Raw genomic sequence first — 18,176 nt, 5'->3', positions numbered from 1 at the left:
TTAATAAAAAAAATGTTAAACAAAAATTGTTTTTTAAACAAACTTGTTTAACATTTGTTGTTCAATATAGTGTGAAAAAATTCTCAATTAGTGATATAGAAGGCCTTATAGGCATAAAGGCGCACACCATCAGGGCGTGGGAAATCCGGTACAATCTTGTACCGCCTAAGCGGACATTAACCAACATCAGGTATTACGACGAGGAGGATTTGAAGTCCCTTTTAAATATTGTTGCGCTTAATGAGAATGGCTACAAGATTAGCAAAATAGCTAAAATGAGTAAGAAGCAGATTTCTAATCTGGTTACTCAGCTTAAGGCAGATTGGAACAATGATTCGGTTCAGATGCTTAGTCTTTCTAACGCGACTATCGATTACGATGAAGAAGTTTTTTCTAATACTTTAGCAGGCTGCATTGATGAAATGGGATTGATTAAAACCATGGATCTTGTGCTGTTCCCTTTTATGAAGAAGGTTGGGATGCTTTGGCAAACGGGCGCAATCGATCCTTCTCATGAGCATTTTGCTTCTAACCTGATAAGGGATCGTATAATTGTTGAGATTGATAAAGTTGAAAAACCACATAGAGAAGAGCCGAAACGATTTCTGCTTTTTTTGCCTGAGGCAGAGATGCATGAAGCAGGTTTGTTATTTGCCCGATATTTATTGAAAAGCTGTGGGCAGGAAACTCTTTATCTTGGTTCGGAGATACCATATTCTGATCTGAAAAAAATTGTTGCAGCGTATAAACCAGATTATTCGTTTATTGTGCTAACCTCCTTAAATTTAGGCAAGGATATTAATAAAGTTGTAGGAAAGGTGATGGATAATTTGAACGTGCCGTTGTTAGTGGCAGGGAGTTTGATATCAGAATTTGATATTCTTGTGAAGGATCAACTGACACCATTGAAAAATGTTTGTGATATGGTTGAATTTCTTGAAGATTTATAAGGGAATTTACCTGTTTATTAAGGTAAAAAAACCTAATTTTGCAACACTTATAGCAATTCACACATAATGGATAATTTATCTTATCTCAACGGCGCAAATGCCGAATACATAGAATCCGTATATCAGTCTTATAAACAAGATCCTAATTCTGTTGAGTTTGGTTGGCAAAAGTTTTTTGAAGGCTTTGATTTTGGAAGAGGGTCTTCCGGAACATCGGTTAGTTCAGAGACTCCTGAGCATTTTTTAAAGGAAATTAATGTTCTTAATTTAATCAATGGCTATCGTCAGCGTGGCCACTTATTTACCCAAACCAATCCGGTAAGAGAAAGACGTCATCATTTGCCTACTTTGGACATGGAAAACTTTGGATTAACAAAGGCAGACCTGGACACTGTATTTAACTCTGGAATTGAGATTGGTATTGGAGCAGCTAAGCTTAGTGATATAATTGCTTTTTTAAAACAAACTTATTGTCGCTCTATTGGTGCAGAATATAAGTATGTACGTACGCCTGAAATCCTTTCATGGATTGAAGAGAAAATGGAAAGCGCACGTAATACTCCAAACTTCTCTATTGATGAGAAAAGAAGGATATTAAAGAAATTGAATGAAGCGGTTAGCTTTGAGAATTTCCTTGGAACTAAGTTTCTTGGTCAGAAGCGTTTTTCTCTTGAAGGTGCTGAAGCTTTAATTCCTGCCCTGGATTCGGTAATTGAAAAAGGAGCGGAACTTGGAATTGAAGAGTTTGTAATTGGTATGGCACACAGAGGACGTTTAAACGTTCTTGCCAATATCATGCAGAAAACCTATAAGGACATCTTTGCTGAATTTGAAGGCAAGGGTTATAGTGCGGAATCTCCTTTTGGAGGTGACGTGAAATACCATCTGGGTTACTCAACTGATGTTACTACGAATAATGGTAACAGTGTGCATTTGAGTTTATGCCCTAACCCTTCTCACCTGGAAACAGTGAATGGGGTAGTAGAGGGTATGACCAGATCTAAAATTGATTTTAAATATGGTGGCGACAATGCACGCATTGCTCCAATTTTGATACATGGTGATGCTTCTGTTGCAGGACAGGGTATTGTTTATGAAGTAATTCAGATGGCTGGTCTGGATGGTTATAAAACCGGTGGAACAATTCACTTGATTATAAACAACCAGATTGGTTTTACTACCAATTATAAAGATGGCCGTACCAGTACTTATTGTACTGATATTGCTAAAGTAACATTGTCGCCAGTATTCCATGTGAATGGTGACGATCCTGAGGCTTTAGTTTATGCTATTAATTTGGCAATGGAATATCGTCAGAAATATAAAAATGATGTGTTCATTGATATTTTATGTTACCGCAGATTTGGCCATAACGAGGCCGATGAGCCTAAGTTTACTCAACCGCTTCTATACAAAAGCATAGAGAAGCATGCTAATCCACGCGATATTTATATTCAGCAGCTGATTGGTGAGGGTAAGCTTGAAGCAAGTTTAGCCAAGGAAATGGAAAAAGAGTTCCGTGGTATATTACAGGAACGTTTGAATGAAGCTAAAGAAATAACTTCTACTTATCATGAGGTGAAATTTGGCGGTGCATGGTCAGACATGCGTTTAGCTACACCTAAAGATTTTGAAACTTCTCCAAATACTTCTGTTAAAAAATCAACGCTGCTTGAGGTAGCTAAAAGAATAAGTACGCTTCCATCAAATAAAAAGTTCTTTAAGAAAATAGAGAAGCTTTTTGAAGAACGTAGTAAAATGGCAAATACTACTCATGTGTTCGATTGGGCAATGGGTGAGCAATTGGCATATGGTACTATCCTTGCTGAGGGAAAAAGAGTACGTTTAAGCGGACAGGATGTAGAGCGTGGAACATTCTCTCACAGACATGCGGTTATAACTCTTGAAGATTCTGAGGAAGAATATATCCCATTGGCAAACATTTCTGACCAACAAGCTCCATTTGATATTTACAATTCGCATTTATCTGAGTACGGTGTACTAGGTTTTGAATATGGTTATGCAATGGCTAATCCTAATGCGCTTACCATTTGGGAAGCTCAGTTTGGTGATTTCTTTAACGGAGCGCAGATAGTGGTAGATCAGTATATTGCAAGTGCTGAAACGAAATGGCAACGTGAGAACGGTTTGGTAATGTTATTGCCTCATGGTTATGAAGGACAAGGTCCGGAACACTCATCAGCAAGGATTGAGCGTTTTATGGAACTTTGTGCTGATTACAACATGCAGATAACCAACTGTACTACTCCGGCTAACTTTTTCCACGCATTACGCAGACAGTTTAAACGTGATTTCAGAAAACCTTTGGTAGTGTTTACGCCTAAGAGTTTATTGCGTCACCCTCAGTGTGTTTCGAAACTTACTGAGTTTACTGATGGTAAATTCCAGGAGGTTATTAATGATGAAAATGTTAAAGCAGCTGATGTTAGAAGAGTATTGTTCTGTTCTGGTAAGATCTATTATGAGTTGTTAGAAAAACAACAGAAAGATCAGATCAAGGATGTTGCTATTGTTCGTGTTGAGCAGCTTTATCCAACTCCATTGGAGCAAATGGAAACTGTATATGGGAAATACAAAAATGCTAAAGAAGCAGTTTGGGTACAGGAGGAACCTGAGAATATGGGCGCATGGCCATATTTGTTGCGTAAATTAAGAAGAACTATCTTTAGTGATATTGAACTGATTTCAAGAAAAGAAAGCAGTAGTACTGCCACAGGATTTGCAAGACAACACGCAGATCAGCAGGCTTATATTTTAGCTAAAGCTTTTGAAGCTCCTGTTACTGAAACAGAGAAAAAGATTGCTAAAAAATCAGTGAATAAAGTTTATAATGTAGATTAGAAAAAATAATACATCAGTTATGAGTATAGAAATAAAAGTTCCGCCAGTAGGCGAGTCGATAACCGAAGTTGTTTTATCACGTTGGGTAAAAAACGATGGGGATGTAGTTGAGATGGACGAAGTAATTGCTGAATTGGAATCTGATAAGGCAACGTTTGAATTAACTGCAGAACAAGCCGGAACTTTAAAAACAGTAGCTACCGAAGGCGATACACTTGCCATTGGTGCTGTAGTTTGCAAAATTGAAGATGGTGGCGCTGCACCTAAAGCTAAAGAAGAACCTGCTAAGGAAGAAAAACCTGCTGCAGCTGCAGATAAGGCTGCTGCCCCGGTTGCCGAAAAAAGTGGTGAGAATTATGCTACAGGAACTCCTTCTCCTGCTGCCGGAAAAATCCTTGCTGAAAAAGGCGTTGATCCTGCTTCTGTAAAAGGAACAGGTGTTGATGGAAGAATTACTAAGGAAGATGCTGTTGCTGCAGAGAAATCTCAACCAAAAGCTGCGGCTCCTGCTGCTAAAGCTACTCCTGCGGTTACTGCTGTTGCAGGTTCTAGAAATGAGCGCAGAGAGAAAATGTCGCCATTGCGTAAAACGGTTGCTAAGAGATTGGTAACGGTTAAAAACGAGACTGCAATGTTAACTACGTTTAACGAAGTTAATATGAAGCCGATAATGGATTTGAGAGGCAAGTATAAAGATCAGTTTAAAGAGAAATTTGGTGTAGGCTTAGGCTTTATGAGTTTCTTTACTAAAGCTGTTTGTGAGGCATTAAAAGATTTCCCTGCCGTAAATGCTAAAATTGATGGTGAGGAAATAGTTTATAATGATTTTGCTGATATCTCTATCGCTGTATCTGCTCCTAAAGGATTGGTTGTTCCGATCATTAGAAATGCAGAAAGCATGAGCCTTGCTCAGATCGAGAAAACTGTTATTGAGCTTGCTACTAAAGCACGCGATAGCAAATTGACTATTGAGGAAATGACTGGTGGTACATTCACTATAACTAACGGTGGTGTGTTTGGATCTATGATGTCTACTMCAATTATTAATGCTCCTCAGTCTGCAATTTTAGGTATGCACAATATCATTGAGCGCCCGATTGCTGAAAAAGGAGAGGTTGTAATTCGTCCGATGATGTATGTGGCTTTATCTTACGACCACAGAATTATTGATGGAAGAGAGTCGGTAGGCTTCCTTGTAAGGGTTAAACAATTGTTAGAAGACCCAGCCAGATTATTGTTAGGCGTTTAATAGCTTAAACTATATAGAAAAACCCCAATGTTTTTAAGCATTGGGGTTTTTTATTTATTTGTGTGTGTTTATATTTTTCTTACGCCACCAGATCCTGATACAGTTTTTTGAACTGTAGGATTGCCTGAGTAGCTTATATTTCCTGACCCGCTTATCGCTGCATCAATGCTTTTTTGTGCATTAATATAAATATTTCCAGAGCCGCTTACATGTGCTGAAATGGTTTCTACTGAGAAATCCTTTCCAGAGAATGTACCTGATCCACTAATGGCAACTTCTGAACTCTTGGCTTTTCCACTAATTGACAACCCACCAGAACCGCTGATTGCGCCTTCGAAATTATTTACACTTGCTGATGCTTTGATATTGCCAGAACCGCTTACGGCAACACTCAATGAAGAAGAATTGATCATTCCTTCAACATCTATACTTCCGGAGCCGCCCAATCCTAATGACGTGATCTTTTTTGCGGTAATATAGGCTGTGATTTTTGCGTTTTTGAATTTTTTAAACCAATCGTTCCATTTTGTTTTTGGTTTAATGGTGAGCACGCCATTTTTTACCTCGGTAATAAGGTTATCTATGGCCTCTTGATCTCCTTCTAATCTAAGACTTTCTGTATTGCCGAGCTTAACTTTTGCATTAATAGAACCACCAATCTCGATACCTGTAAAATTGCTTACTTGTCTCTGTTGATTTGAGTAATATGTGGATTTGCTGCTTAGATTGGAAGCTTGGCTTGCTGTTCCCAATGCCAGGAATGCAAGGATTAATATTGAACTTATTTTTTTCATTTTGTTTAGGTTTTTCTATATGACGCACAGAACTTCAATTAGTTGCACCATCTTAAAAAAAAATCTATGATTTTTTAAGTTTAATATAAAAGTTCCGGTCTGCTTTGAAAGTATTTGCCGTTACGCCTTTGCCCAATTCAGCTGTTTTCCATTGAGTAGTTGGGTGGAGGAGGGAAAAGGTGTCTTCTTTTAGGCTTACCTTAACCGGCATATCAAAATTCTTTACATCGGCAAGCCATCTGTATGATAGTTTTGAGCCTACAATTTTATACTCTAAAGTTGGAATATTCGCATAACGAAGGTATTGGTCAAATACCTTATCCAGTTTTAAACCACTTTTCTTTGCTATATAATTCTCAACTTCTTGAGTGGTAACAGTTTTATGATAGAATGTTTTATTTAATCCCCTTAATATGCTTCTGAATTTCTCATCATTATTGATCAGCTGACGGATAATGTGGATCATGTTTGCACCTTTGTAATACATATCACCAGATCCTTCTTTATTGACATCATATTGTCCAATAATTGGAATATCGTTCTGGATGTTATGTCTTATCCCCACAACATAATCTGATGCAGCTTGTTTTCCATGTTCTGATTCTGTGAACAGGGTTTCAGAGTAGTTTGTGAAGGCTTCATGGATCCACATGTCGGCTATATCTTTTGAGGTGATATTGTTMCCAAACCATTCATGCCCGCTTTCGTGAACAATAATGAAGTCGAACTTTAAACCCCAGCCTGAGGCGGACAAGTCTTTTCCAAGGTAGCCCATTTTAAACTGATTACCATATGCAACGGCACTCTGATGCTCCATGCCAAGATGTGGTGCCTGAACAAGCTTATAGCCGTCTTCATAAAAAGGGTAGGGGCCAAACCAATGCTCAAAAGATTTTAGCATGGGTTTCACATCCGTATCCCAATGGGGATGGGCTTTTAAACTGTCCTCTTTAAGTGCCCAGTAATCAAGAGATAATTTGCCTTTTTCGCCCTGATACTGATCAGACCAATGCGCGTATTTGCCAATGTAAAAGGTTACGTTGTAGTTGTTTATTGGGTTGGCTACAAACCAGTTGTATTGCGTGTAGCCATCTGGTTTTTGAACAGTGCTTCTTAAGCGACCGTTTGAAATATCCTGAAGGTCTTTCGGTACAGTTATACTAATAAGCATGCTATCCACCTCATCGCTTTGATGGTCTTTGTTGGGCCACCAGCAGCTGGCGCCAAAGCCCTGACAGGCTACAGAAACCCATGGATTTCCAGACTTATCTTTGGTAAAGATAAAGCCTCCATCCCAGGGTGGGTTCTTTGCAATAACAGGATTGCCTGAATAATATACAGTAAAGCTTTCCTTAGCACCTTTTTTAATCTCAGTAGGGAAAGTTACAAATACTGCATTGAATTCTCTCTTGTAAGGAAGCTCGGTACCTTTAAATACAATTTTATCAACCTTAAGGTTATCGAACAGGTCAAATTGCAGTTTGCTGAAGTTTTGAGTAGCCGTAAATTTAAATTCATTGCTGCCGCTGATGAATTTGTTATCGATGTTAATTTTAACATCAAGGTGGTAGTAATTGATGTCGTAGCAGGTTCTTAACGGGGTAAGCGCACCTCTGAGGCTATCAGCCCTGAAAGATTTTTCGGCTCCGGTAAGTAATTGTGCCTTTGCAAAATTTATTGTACACAGTAACGCAATCGCACTGAATAATAGCTTCTTCATTAAATTATTGTTTTAGAACGGTTACGGTTAGTGAGGAAGAATTGTGTACATCGTGAAAAATGCGGTGTGTTGCCTTTTGGAAATCACTTGGCTCAGCCTGGTAAATATCCATGAATTTTTGAGGGTTTCTATCTGCTAATGGGAACCATGAATTTTGTATCTGTATCATAATCCTGTGACCTTTTTTGAAAGTGTGGGCAACATCAGGCAGGGCATAATTAACCTTGGTGATTTCGCCTGGATTGATGGCCTCAGGTTTCTCAAAGCTATTACGATATTTCCCACGCATAATCTCTCCGCGTACCAGCATTTGATAACCACCCATAATCAGGTTTTTTGGGTTTGTTGTGGGATTTGGAGTGTTTTCAGGATAAACATCAATTAGTTTTACCACATAATCTGCATCTGAGCCGGTTGTAGACACAACCAGATTGGCCAATACTGGTCCGGTTAGTGTGATATCCTCAGTTAACGTATCAGTTTGGTATACCTTAACATCAGGTCTGCGGGCAGCGAAGCGTTGGTCATCAATCATATATTCGCGCGTTCTTTTAGCTTGAACTCCATCCTGATAAGGAACTGGATTATTAGGGTCAGTTACGTATTCGTCCCAGCTATCTGTTCTCTTAACTTTTTCAAAGCTTAGTTTCCCATTGGGTTGCAAATACAGCGTTTTAGTTTCGGTATCTTTAGGCGGCCATGTACTAAACTTTTTCCATTCGTTGCTGCCAGTTACAAAGATGTTTGCTTCTGCGGCATTAAAATCACCCTGACCTTTAAGGTAGTGCTTAAAGAAAGGCAGCTCAAAGTTTTCCTGATAGTATGTGCTGGTTGGCTGTCCGAATTCAATATCACCAAAGCTGCTTCCGGTACTGCGTACCCAGCCACCATGGAACCATGGCCCCATAACCAGAATGTTATTTGCTTTTGGGTTTTGTTTCTCGATGCTTTTATAGGTTGCAAAGGTACCATAGGCATCTTCTGCATCAAAGAAACCACCAACAACCATAACGGCAGGTTTTACATTAACTAAATGCGGCTGGATGTTTCTTGCCTGCCAAAAGGTATCCAGATTAGGATGGGCAAATAAGTCATTCCAGAATTTAATGCTATCGGCAAAGTATTTATCTTTTAAGTTTTTAACTGATCCGGCTTCCAGGTAAAAACGATAGTTGTCTTGTATTGGAAATTCGAAACCTTTAGGTCCTTTGTCTGGAGTGATGGGCTGCGGTCTTGGAACACCGAATGTGCTCATAAAACTGAACGCGTCCATTAAAAACAGACTTCCATTGTGGTGAAAATCGTCGCCACGGAACCAATCGGTAACAGGGGCCTGTGGAGAAACAGCCTTTAAAGCAGGATGTGCTCCCGGTAAAGATGTGGTAGAGTAAAATCCTGGATAAGAAATGCCGTAGATACCAGCTGTGCCATTATTGTTTTCTATATTTTTTATAAGCCAATCAATGGTATCGTAGGTATCAGTGCTCTCATCAATGTCTTTTTTAGTTTTTTTGTTGGCTACCTGTGGTCTTATATCATCGAACGTACCCTCACTCATCCACTTGCCTCTCACATCCTGATAAACGAATATGAATCCTTCTCTCATCATTGCAGGGAAGTTGCCCAAACTGGTTTTGTATTTGTCTGCTCCGTAAGGTGCAACAGTGTATGGGGTTCTATTAATTAGAAAAGGGTACTTTTTTGTCTTATCTTTTGGGATATAGATTGAAGTAAATAATTTGACACCATCTCTCATGGTAATACTACGTTCAATCTTAGTGTAATTTTCTTTTACATATGCCGAATCGGATTGCTGTGCAAAAACAGCTGAAAATGTAAAAATGTGGATAGCAACAAGCCAAAGGAATTTAATACGGGCCATTATGGGTTAATAAGTTATAAATAGTAAATATAGTAAATGGAAATGTTTTAGGCTAATAAGTGTCAGATTTTGCCTCAGGTTTACTAACTTTGTTTAATAAAAAAAACCTTTAATATGCAATACGATGTAGTTGTAATTGGCTCGGGCCCGGGCGGTTATGTTGGAGCAATAAGATGTGCCCAATTAGGCCTAAAAACGGCAGTTATAGAAAAATATAAAACTTTTGGTGGAACCTGCTTAAATGTTGGTTGCATTCCATCTAAAGCATTGTTGGATTCTTCAGAGCATTATCATAATGCTGCTCATACTTTTAAAACCCATGGTATTGATCTTAAAGATTTAAAGGTTGACATGCCTCAGATGATTGCGCGCAAGAATGATGTGGTTGCTCAAAATACTGCAGGGATTCAATATCTTTTCAAGAAAAATAAAATTGACACATTTGAAGGTGTAGGTTCATTTGTTGATAAGAATACCATAAAAATTACCAATGCTGATGGTAAATCTGAGACGATAACTGCTAAAAATGTAATTATCGCATCGGGATCTAAACCAACAGCTCTTCCATTTTTACCTGTAGATAAAAAACGCATCATTACTTCAACTGAAGCTTTGACCATTACTGAAGTGCCTAAACAAATGATTGTTATTGGTGGTGGGGTAATTGGTTTGGAGTTAGGTTCTGTATATGCTCGTTTGGGTACTAAAGTATCAGTTGTTGAGTTTATGCCATCTATTATTGGTACTATGGATGCTGGTTTGGGCAAAGAACTACAACGGGTGTTAAAGAAATCTTTAGGGATGGAGTTTTACATGGGCCATAAAGTTACCGGTGCAACTACAAAGGGCAAAAAAGTTACTGTAACGGCTGATAATGCTAAAGGCGAACAAGTGAAACTTGAGGCTGATTACTGCATTGTTGCTGTAGGACGTACCGCTTATACTGCTGGCTTAGGTTTAGAAAACATTGGCATCACTACTGAAGAGAGAGGAAATAAAATTCCAGTTAACGAGCATCTTGAAACTTCGGTACCTGGAGTATATGCCATCGGCGATGTAATTAAAGGCGCTATGCTTGCGCATAAAGCAGAAGATGAAGGCGTTTATGTAGCAGAGAGATTAGCCGGACAAAAACCACATATCAACTATAACCTTATCCCTGGTGTTGTTTATACATGGCCTGAGGTTGCATCTGTAGGTTATACTGAAGAGCAATTAAAAGAAAAAGGTGTTCAATATAAAGCAGGTTCATTCCCTTTTAAAGCAAGTGGAAGAGCTAAAGCAAGTATGGATACTGATGGTTTTGTGAAAGTATTAGCGGATGCTAAAACCGACGAGATTCTTGGGGTTCATATGATTGGCCCTCGTGCTGCTGATATGATTGCTGAAGCGGTGGTTGCGATGGAATTCCGTGCTTCTGCTGAGGATATTGCAAGAATTTGTCACGCACACCCAACATACACCGAAGCCCTTAAAGAAGCGGCTATGGCAGCTACAGAAAACAGAGCAATACATATTTAATTGCAATGACATATTATAAAAGCAAAGGCCTTAGATTATTCTAAGGCCTTTGCTTTTAAAGCTGGATAGGTTTCGTATAAGACCTTTATGGCTATTTCAATAAGTCTTAAATTTTCTTCCTGATGGCCGTGCTGTACTTCTACATTTATGTAAGGAATATTTTTACTCATAGCATAAACGGATAAAGAACCATCATCAGGTGCTTCTGGAGATTGGAGTATTACATTTACCTTTTCTTGCTTTAAGCGATTAAATAATTTTAAGTCGGTTACTAGAATCAGATCATCATTATCCATTTCGAAATTGATGTACACAGAATCTGCAGCGCTTTCTAGCTCATAGCCCTCTAGATACGACGAAATACCAAACGCACCATCTCCATTATTATGTAAGGTGAAAATGTACCCAAGTTTTTTAGGATTGTAAAAGTCGAGAATCAGCTTGCCGGTTCGTTCTAGTTGCATTAGAACTTCATCATTATCTACATTTCCGTACTTTTCAAGGCCCATAATAATGCCTTCCTGCGTATAAATGCTGTTAGGATCTGTTTGGAAATTAAAGCCATCCTTTGCGAATTTAAAATTCCTTACACCGCCATACTGGCAATCAATGATGTTGCCCCCATTAAATTGTATGTATTCAAAAGCTGCTTTTACTCCAGTATCTTCATCATCATGTATAGCAAGGAAACTGATCTTTGGTTTCCCATAACTATATTTTACAAGATTGATGTTTAAATCATTTAATGCAATAGTACTTGTATCAGTCAACATTCCCTCAAAAACAGGAGGATGCTGTGCTTTTATCCCGAATGAAAAGCCGCATAACAGCAGCAGTAATATCATGTGTTTCAACATATTCCCTGTAAATACAACAAAACAATTATAATTGTTTTTAATTATTAAAACAAAAAGAGGAACTTTTCAGGGTTCCTCTTTTTATTATTATCTATTTGAAATACTACTCTGCAAGGTCATATTCCAGAACATCTTTATGTTCGTATGGCTCTTCCAATAATTCGTCTATTGTTTTGCCTTTTTTGTTAAAGCCTAATTTATCTAACATCATATCAAAAATCAGGTAAACAACCGGTACAACAATTAATGTTAAAAATAACGAACTGGTTAAACCACCTACAATAACCCAGGCCAGTCCATTTTTCCATTCCGCACCGGCACCACTTGCAAGGGCAATTGGAAGCATACCAAAGATCATGGCTATGGTTGTCATTAAAATTGGACGCAAACGTGCATGGTTAGCTAAAATTAATGCTTCTATTGTAGACTTTCCCTCTGCTTTCATGTGATTGGTAAAATCGACTAGTATAATCGCATTCTTCGCCACCAAACCCATTAGCATAATTAAACCTAAAATGGTGAAAATACCGATAGAGTTATTTGTTAAAGCAAGCGCCAGAAAGGCACCGATTAACGCAAGTGGGAGAGAGAACATTACCACTAAAGGATAAACAAAACTATCATATAGCGCCACCATAATTAAATAAACTAGAATAACAGAAGCGAGTAAGGCAATACCCAGGGTACCAAAGCCTTCGGACTGATTCTCCTGGTCTCCTGCCCATGCATAACTTACACCTATAGGGGCTTTTAACTTTCCATTTTTTTGCATTTGTTCCAGTTTTGTCTGAAATTCAGCAACAACAGTTCCTGTAGGTCTACCAATAGATTGTGCTTTAACAGATACTGAGGTCGATTTATTTAAACGCTCTAACTGACTTGGTCCGGAACCTTCGGTAATTGATGCAAACTGCGAGAGTTTAATTTGCTCGCCATTAGCGTTTACAAAGATAAGGTTACGTACATCGTCAACATTTTTTCTGTTGAAATCCTGGTATTGGATATTAATGTCATATTCGTATTCACCTTTTCTGTATTTACCATCTGTGTTGCCAGCAAAGGCAGTTTGCATGGTAGAACCTACCGTTTGCAATGTTAAGCCCAAAGCCGACATTTTATCACGATCAACCTGAACGTTAATTTCGGGAGTTCCTTTTTCTACAGATAATTTGATCTCCGTTGCACCTGGGATCGTTGCAAGTACTTTTTGGGCACCTTCTGCATATTTTAATGCACTATCCAGGTCAGAACCCATTACTACTAATTGTATCGGAGCATTTTCTGCAATACCCAAAATACTAATTGGTACAGTTTTAACCTTAGCACCTACCAATTCTTTAGCAAGTGCACGGCTCATTTTGGTTGCGAAAATGTCTGACGAGACACCCTCGCGCTCATTACGCTCAACCAGCTTTACATTGATCTCCGATTTATAGGCTGTTGCCTGAGTTCCACCGAAATCTCCACTGGCTTGACCAACAGTAGTAATTAGCTGAGTAATTTCCGGCTGTTTGTCCAAAAATGCTTCCGCTTTTTGTGTGTAAAAGTTAGTTTGTTCCAGAGGTGCATCTTTTGGCAATTCAATTTGAATTAAAAACTCACCTTTATCAGATTTAGGGAAAAACTCAGAACCAATAAAACCAGCTCCAGCTAACCACATTGCCCCTACAAACAGTACCACAACGGCTGCGATGGTGCGTCTTTTATGATTTAACGACCAGGTCAAGATGTTTGTAACCCATAATGTGAATTTTTTTAATTGTTTTTCAAACCAAAGGATAAAACGGCCAAATATGTTTTTGCCTTCAATATGTTCTAATTTACCGTATCTAGAGAAAAGGAGAGGTACAATGGTAAATGAAGCAACCAACGAAAGTAATGTTGCAATAATTACAACCACACAGAACTGACGTAGAATGTTCGACACAAGACCTGTACTAATGGCGATAGGGAAAAACACAACCACAATTACCAGGGTAATGGATACAACTGTAAAACCAATTTCTCTTGTCGCATCAGAAGCTGCTCTTACTTTATTTTTACCCATCTCCATGTGTCGCTGGATGTTTTCCAGAACCACAATCGCGTCATCCACAAGGATACCTACCACGAGCGACAAACCTAATAATGACATCAGGTTCAAGGTAAAGCCAAATAAACTTATACCAATAAATGTTGCAATTAATGATGCCGGAATGGATACCATTACAATTAATGCATTACGTAAACTATGCAGGAAGAATAGCATTACAAATGCTACCAGTACAACTGCCAGAATTAAATCGTGAATAACGGCATCTGCAGATTCTAAAGTGAAGATGGAGCTGTCGTTAACAATTTTAATGTTGAGTTTATTAGCGGCGTATTCTACTTTTAATTTCTCTATAATTTTATGTACACCTTTACTTACTTCTACCGCATTTGCATCACTCTGTTTAATAATTTGGATGGCAATAGCACCTTTTCTATCAATACGAGCAAGCTTTTCGGTTTCTTTTTGAGAATCTTGTACATCGGCAACGTCACCCAAACGAATTTGAGCGCCAGCTTTTGATGTTGTTAAAACAAGGTTTCTTAACTCCTCAAGGTTTCTGTATTTTCCAGATAAACGGATCAAAACATCCTGATTCTCTGTTTTAACACTTCCGGTAGGGAAGTCTAAGTTTGAGCTTAAAATCATTTGTTGTACCTGAGGCACAGAAAGATTATAGCCCTGTAATTTATCTGCATCTAAAGAAACCTGGATTTCTCTTTCAGATCCACCAATTAGGTTAACCTGAGCAATCCCGCTTACTCTGGAAATAACCGGAGCAATCCTTTGGTCAATTAAATCATAAAAGCTAATATCATCCATATCTGCAGAGGCCGACATGGTGATAACCGGTAAATCATCTAATGAGAATTTACTTAATGAGGGTGTTTTCACATCCTCAGGTAAATCTGAAAGGATGGCATTTACCTTACGTTGAGCATCATTTAATGAAATATCAATGTTGGCTGCATCAGTTAAAGTAATCGTAACTGTTGATAAACTCTCAAATGATACCGAGTTTATTTTTTTGATATTTTCCATTGATGATACCGCATCCTCAATTTTCTTAGTTACGGTATTTTCTACCTCAGCGGGTGAAGCTCCAGGATAAATGGTTGAAATAGATACTACGTTGTTTGAGAATTTTGGTAATAACTCATAGCCCAACGAAAAGTAACTTAATAGCCCTAATAGAGTAAGTGCAGTAAATACTACAATTACCAGGGAGGGCCTTTTTATCGATATGTCTGTTATCTTCATTTTCTTTTTTTATTGCGTATTGCGACTGGCATATCGCGATCATTAACTGCCGGGATTGACCTATTTTACTATGCTGACAGGAGTACCTTCAGCCAAGTTAATCTGTCCGCTTGTAATTACAGTTTCTCCTTCGTTTAGTCCGTCAAGGATTTCAACAAAATCACCTAAAATACGGCCAGCAACTACTTTACGAATTTTAGAAGTGTTATTTGATTTATCTAACATAAATACCTGGTTGCTACTTACACTACCCACAAAAGAAGTACGCGGGATTAAAATGCTTGGCGCTTGCTTAGGGAAGTTAAATACCGCTGTTCCATACATACCTGCTTTTAGGCTGTTTTTGGTATTGTTGTCTACTTCAATTTCAATCGGGAAGTTTAAAGTCGCATCAGCTTTTGCTGCAATGAATGTAACCTTGCCATTGAATTTTTCTGTTGGGAAAACAGAAGATTTGATGTCAATTTTATCACCGATTTTTAGATTAGCAACTTGTGATTCGTTAACGTTTACTCTTAACTTTAATTTAGAAACATCTACAATTTCAAATAACTGAGTTCCTTGTGTGTTTACAAACGCTCCAACTTCAATGTATCTTTTATTAATTATACCATTGATAGGCGATTTAAGATTTGCATCGCTTACTTTGCGCTGTGAAGCTTGCAGGCGTAATTTTGCGTTTTGAGTTGTTAATTTAGCCTGATCTAACTGCTGTTGTGTTACACCACCAGTTTCGTAAGAACTCTTGTATCTGGCCTCATCTCTCAATGCATTTTGATAGTTTGCTTCTGCAGTTTCTTTGTCGGTATTGATAATTTCAGCGTCAACACGAGCTAGAATTTGTCCTTTGGTTACGCGATCACCTTCATCAACATAAATTTTGCTTACCCTGCCAGCATTTTCTGAAAGGAAGTTTAATTCTTGTTTAGGCACAAAGTTTCCATTGGCAGCAAAATCCAGATCAACTACTTTCTTATCTACATTTGCAATTCGAACAGCAACAGCACCACCGCCTTCTGCAATAAAGGCTGTTTTTGCTTCGTTTTTCTTCTTATTGTTGCTTAAAACATAAGCTATTGCGCCAAGGGCGACAACGATTATAACAATTATAATAATTACTCTTTTCATTTCTATTTTGCTAGCGATTTAATATTTCCGTTCGATTTGATTAATTGTATTTCGGCTATTTTGTAATTCAATAGCGCCTGGATGTAGCTGTTTTGAGCTTCAGTAAGTGAATTTTCTGTGTCCAGTAGATCAGTTAGGTTCGCCAAACCATTGTTGTAATTGTTTTGCGTACTTCTGTAAATCTCATCTGCCAGTTCTGCATTTTTCTTTTGTGCATTAATTGTGTTTAAGTTATTGCGCAACTGAATTTTAGCATTCTCATAAGCCAAGTTTAATGAGTTTGTTGACTCTCTTCTGTCCTCTTTTGCTTTCTTAATATCTACGTCGGCCTGGCGTACCTTTGAACGAGTCAGGAATCCGTTGAAAATTGGTATTTTTAAGGTTAGACCCACAGCTGAGGAACCATAACCAATAGCCTTACTGCTTGTCTTTAAGAAGTCGAAACCTTGATTTTGACTGGAGTAAGTGTAGTTTCCACTTAAAGATAAGTTAGGATAATACTCTGCTACGTAAGCCTTACGCTGCAGCGATAAAAGTTTGTCCTGAATATCCAAAAGTTTAATTTCTGTTCTGTTGTCTAAAGAAATAGAATCTGCAAGTTCAGGTAATTGGGTTACTTCAGTAAGTTCTGTTTTAGGCAATGTAATGCTGGTGCTTACTGGCATTCCCATTGAAAATTTCAACTGGTTTTCCAATTGTGTAATAGCATTTAAAGTTTGCGAACGCTGTGTTTCCAAATTGGTAAGGTTAACCTTGATACGATCAACGTCAATTTTTTTAGCCAAACCATTTTTGTGCTGATTGGAAATGATATTTTCAATAACTTTTACATTCTTAATGTTGGTGTCGATTACATTCATTTGCTGTCTGTTTACCAACACCTGATAATAATTGCCTGCAACTAATTCTATTAACTGCTCTTCTGTAAGCTGGGCAGTAAGATTATAATACTCCTCACTGGATCTTGCAGCCTGTAAGCCTGTAAAAACCTGTTGATTGAATAGTTGTTGTGAAAGTTGGACTCCCGCAGATGAATTCCATTTTTGACCGAATTTAAGCGTCTGTAATTGTCCTCCAAAATCAACCACCTGCTGGCCGATTATAGGATTGTAAGTTAAGCCTGTATTACCTGTAATTTGTGGTAAAGCCTGAGCCCTAACTTCCTGGGTTTTATATTTTCCCCCATCAATATCAAGTTTTGCTTTTCGCACATTTGCGCTATTCTGGATGGCGTAATTTAACGCATCTTTTAAGCTAAGCGTTTGTTGTGCACTAACCGTATTTGATAATACCAAACCCAGTAATAATAGTGGGATTGTTTTTATCTGTTTAATAATAGTGTTCATATAATATAATTAGTCGTCTGTTTATTTTAATCCTTTAAGGAAGATATTCGAGAGGTTTATTTGTTTTTCAAGCATTGCCTTCATTTCTTTTTTACTTGGGAACAGCTCCTTGTTGCCATGTAAAATACATAGAGAGGTTATTCCTGCTAAACTCTCAAGATACAATTCTGCAATTTTGTCAGCATCGTCTTTGGCAAGTTCCCCTCTGTCCATTGCTGCTCTGAAGATATCGGCATGGAAATGTTCATTTTTCAATTTCATTTTCATGAAATGTTCTCTTAATTCATCAGAATTTAAGGATGAATCCGGGCTGCCTCCAGATAAGTGAAGCATATAGTACTTCTGAAAGAAGCGGTGTTTAACTTCAATAAAGCCAGTTAAGCGTTCTTCAATAGACATCTCGGTTGATTTGTCTTTTTCGATAATTTCAAAATAATCAGAGAATATCTTATCAATAACACCAAATACCAAACTGTTTTTATCTGGGAAATAATAGTATAATGAAGGTTTTGATACTGATAGATCCTCAGCGATCTCATTCATCGTGGTTTTGTTAATACCATAGTGAATAAAAC

Annotated in this window: 12 protein-coding genes; 4 read left to right on the top strand and 8 right to left on the bottom strand. The window is 38.0% G+C overall.

Going from position 1 to position 18,176, the window contains the following annotated elements; translation table 11 throughout:
• Positions 1-71 precede the first annotated feature (71 nt).
• The 3 genes from AC1DDX_RS06250 to odhB all read left to right on the top strand — a co-directional run bounded on the left by AC1DDX_RS06250 (position 72) and on the right by odhB (position 5,061).
• Positions 72-950 carry a MerR family transcriptional regulator gene (locus tag AC1DDX_RS06250; RefSeq protein WP_288883719.1) on the top strand — a complete coding sequence of 293 codons (879 nt, stop codon included), beginning with the start codon at positions 72-74 and terminating at the stop codon, positions 948-950.
• 66 nt (positions 951-1,016) lie between these two features.
• Complete coding sequence (locus AC1DDX_RS06245; RefSeq protein WP_172660466.1) at positions 1,017-3,812, top strand: 2-oxoglutarate dehydrogenase E1 component; 2,796 nt, start codon at positions 1,017-1,019, stop codon at positions 3,810-3,812.
• Between the two features lie 19 nt (positions 3,813-3,831).
• The gene (gene odhB, locus AC1DDX_RS06240; RefSeq protein ID WP_477621873.1) at positions 3,832-5,061 is read left to right on the top strand and encodes a 2-oxoglutarate dehydrogenase complex dihydrolipoyllysine-residue succinyltransferase; all 1,230 of its coding nucleotides are present in this window, start codon (positions 3,832-3,834) and stop codon (positions 5,059-5,061) included.
• 68 nt (positions 5,062-5,129) lie between these two features.
• Here the strand turns inward: odhB and AC1DDX_RS06235 are convergent, their stop codons facing one another.
• The 3 genes from AC1DDX_RS06235 to AC1DDX_RS06225 form a co-directional block, all read right to left on the bottom strand.
• Complete coding sequence (locus tag AC1DDX_RS06235; RefSeq protein WP_288883716.1) at positions 5,130-5,855, bottom strand: head GIN domain-containing protein; 726 nt, start codon at positions 5,853-5,855, stop codon at positions 5,130-5,132.
• 64 nt (positions 5,856-5,919) lie between these two features.
• Complete coding sequence (locus AC1DDX_RS06230; protein ID WP_172660469.1) at positions 5,920-7,575, bottom strand: M1 family metallopeptidase; 1,656 nt, start codon at positions 7,573-7,575, stop codon at positions 5,920-5,922.
• Between the two features lie 4 nt (positions 7,576-7,579).
• A complete protein-coding gene (locus tag AC1DDX_RS06225) occupies positions 7,580-9,457 on the bottom strand; it encodes a CocE/NonD family hydrolase (protein WP_172660470.1) in 1,878 nt (625 codons plus the stop codon).
• A gap of 114 nt (positions 9,458-9,571) precedes the next feature.
• Between AC1DDX_RS06225 and lpdA the strand changes: the two genes are divergently transcribed.
• A complete protein-coding gene (gene lpdA, locus AC1DDX_RS06220) occupies positions 9,572-10,978 on the top strand; it encodes a dihydrolipoyl dehydrogenase (protein WP_172660471.1) in 1,407 nt (468 codons plus the stop codon).
• Between the two features lie 35 nt (positions 10,979-11,013).
• Here the strand turns inward: lpdA and AC1DDX_RS06215 are convergent, their stop codons facing one another.
• The 5 genes from AC1DDX_RS06215 to AC1DDX_RS06195 all read right to left on the bottom strand — a co-directional run.
• Entirely contained in the window at positions 11,014-11,823 is an 810-nt protein-coding gene (locus tag AC1DDX_RS06215; RefSeq protein WP_337718248.1) for a hypothetical protein, read from the bottom strand.
• A 115-nt stretch (positions 11,824-11,938) separates the two neighbouring features.
• On the bottom strand, positions 11,939-15,127 hold the full coding sequence (locus AC1DDX_RS06210) for an efflux RND transporter permease subunit (RefSeq protein ID WP_172660473.1): 3,189 nt from the start codon (positions 15,125-15,127) through the stop codon (positions 11,939-11,941).
• A 60-nt stretch (positions 15,128-15,187) separates the two neighbouring features.
• The gene (locus tag AC1DDX_RS06205; protein WP_172660474.1) at positions 15,188-16,255 is read right to left on the bottom strand and encodes an efflux RND transporter periplasmic adaptor subunit; all 1,068 of its coding nucleotides are present in this window, start codon (positions 16,253-16,255) and stop codon (positions 15,188-15,190) included.
• A 2-nt stretch (positions 16,256-16,257) separates the two neighbouring features.
• Positions 16,258-17,601: a TolC family protein gene (locus tag AC1DDX_RS06200; RefSeq protein WP_172660475.1), complete on the bottom strand. Its 1,344-nt coding sequence runs from the start codon at positions 17,599-17,601 to the stop codon at positions 16,258-16,260.
• A 21-nt stretch (positions 17,602-17,622) separates the two neighbouring features.
• On the bottom strand, positions 17,623-18,176 hold a 554-nt coding region (locus tag AC1DDX_RS06195), incomplete at its 5' end, for a TetR/AcrR family transcriptional regulator (protein ID WP_477621872.1).

Source organism: Pedobacter sp. 10L46_2 (genome assembly GCF_056395165.1).
This window is presented reverse-complemented; position numbering and strand designations above follow the sequence as displayed.

Excerpts from the sequence above, each read along its gene's own strand:
- AC1DDX_RS06245 (WP_172660466.1), top strand. The coding sequence starts at position 1,017 with ATGGATAATTTATCTTATCTCAACGGCGCAAATGCCGAATACATAGAA.
- AC1DDX_RS06235 (WP_288883716.1), bottom strand. The coding sequence starts at position 5,855 with ATGAAAAAAATAAGTTCAATATTAATCCTTGCATTCCTGGCATTGGGA.
- AC1DDX_RS06225 (WP_172660470.1), bottom strand. The coding sequence starts at position 9,457 with ATGGCCCGTATTAAATTCCTTTGGCTTGTTGCTATCCACATTTTTACA.
- lpdA (WP_172660471.1), top strand. The coding sequence starts at position 9,572 with ATGCAATACGATGTAGTTGTAATTGGCTCGGGCCCGGGCGGTTATGTT.
- AC1DDX_RS06215 (WP_337718248.1), bottom strand. The coding sequence starts at position 11,823 with ATGATATTACTGCTGCTGTTATGCGGCTTTTCATTCGGGATAAAAGCA.
- AC1DDX_RS06210 (WP_172660473.1), bottom strand. The coding sequence starts at position 15,127 with ATGAAGATAACAGACATATCGATAAAAAGGCCCTCCCTGGTAATTGTA.
- AC1DDX_RS06205 (WP_172660474.1), bottom strand. The coding sequence starts at position 16,255 with ATGAAAAGAGTAATTATTATAATTGTTATAATCGTTGTCGCCCTTGGC.
- AC1DDX_RS06200 (WP_172660475.1), bottom strand. The coding sequence starts at position 17,601 with ATGAACACTATTATTAAACAGATAAAAACAATCCCACTATTATTACTG.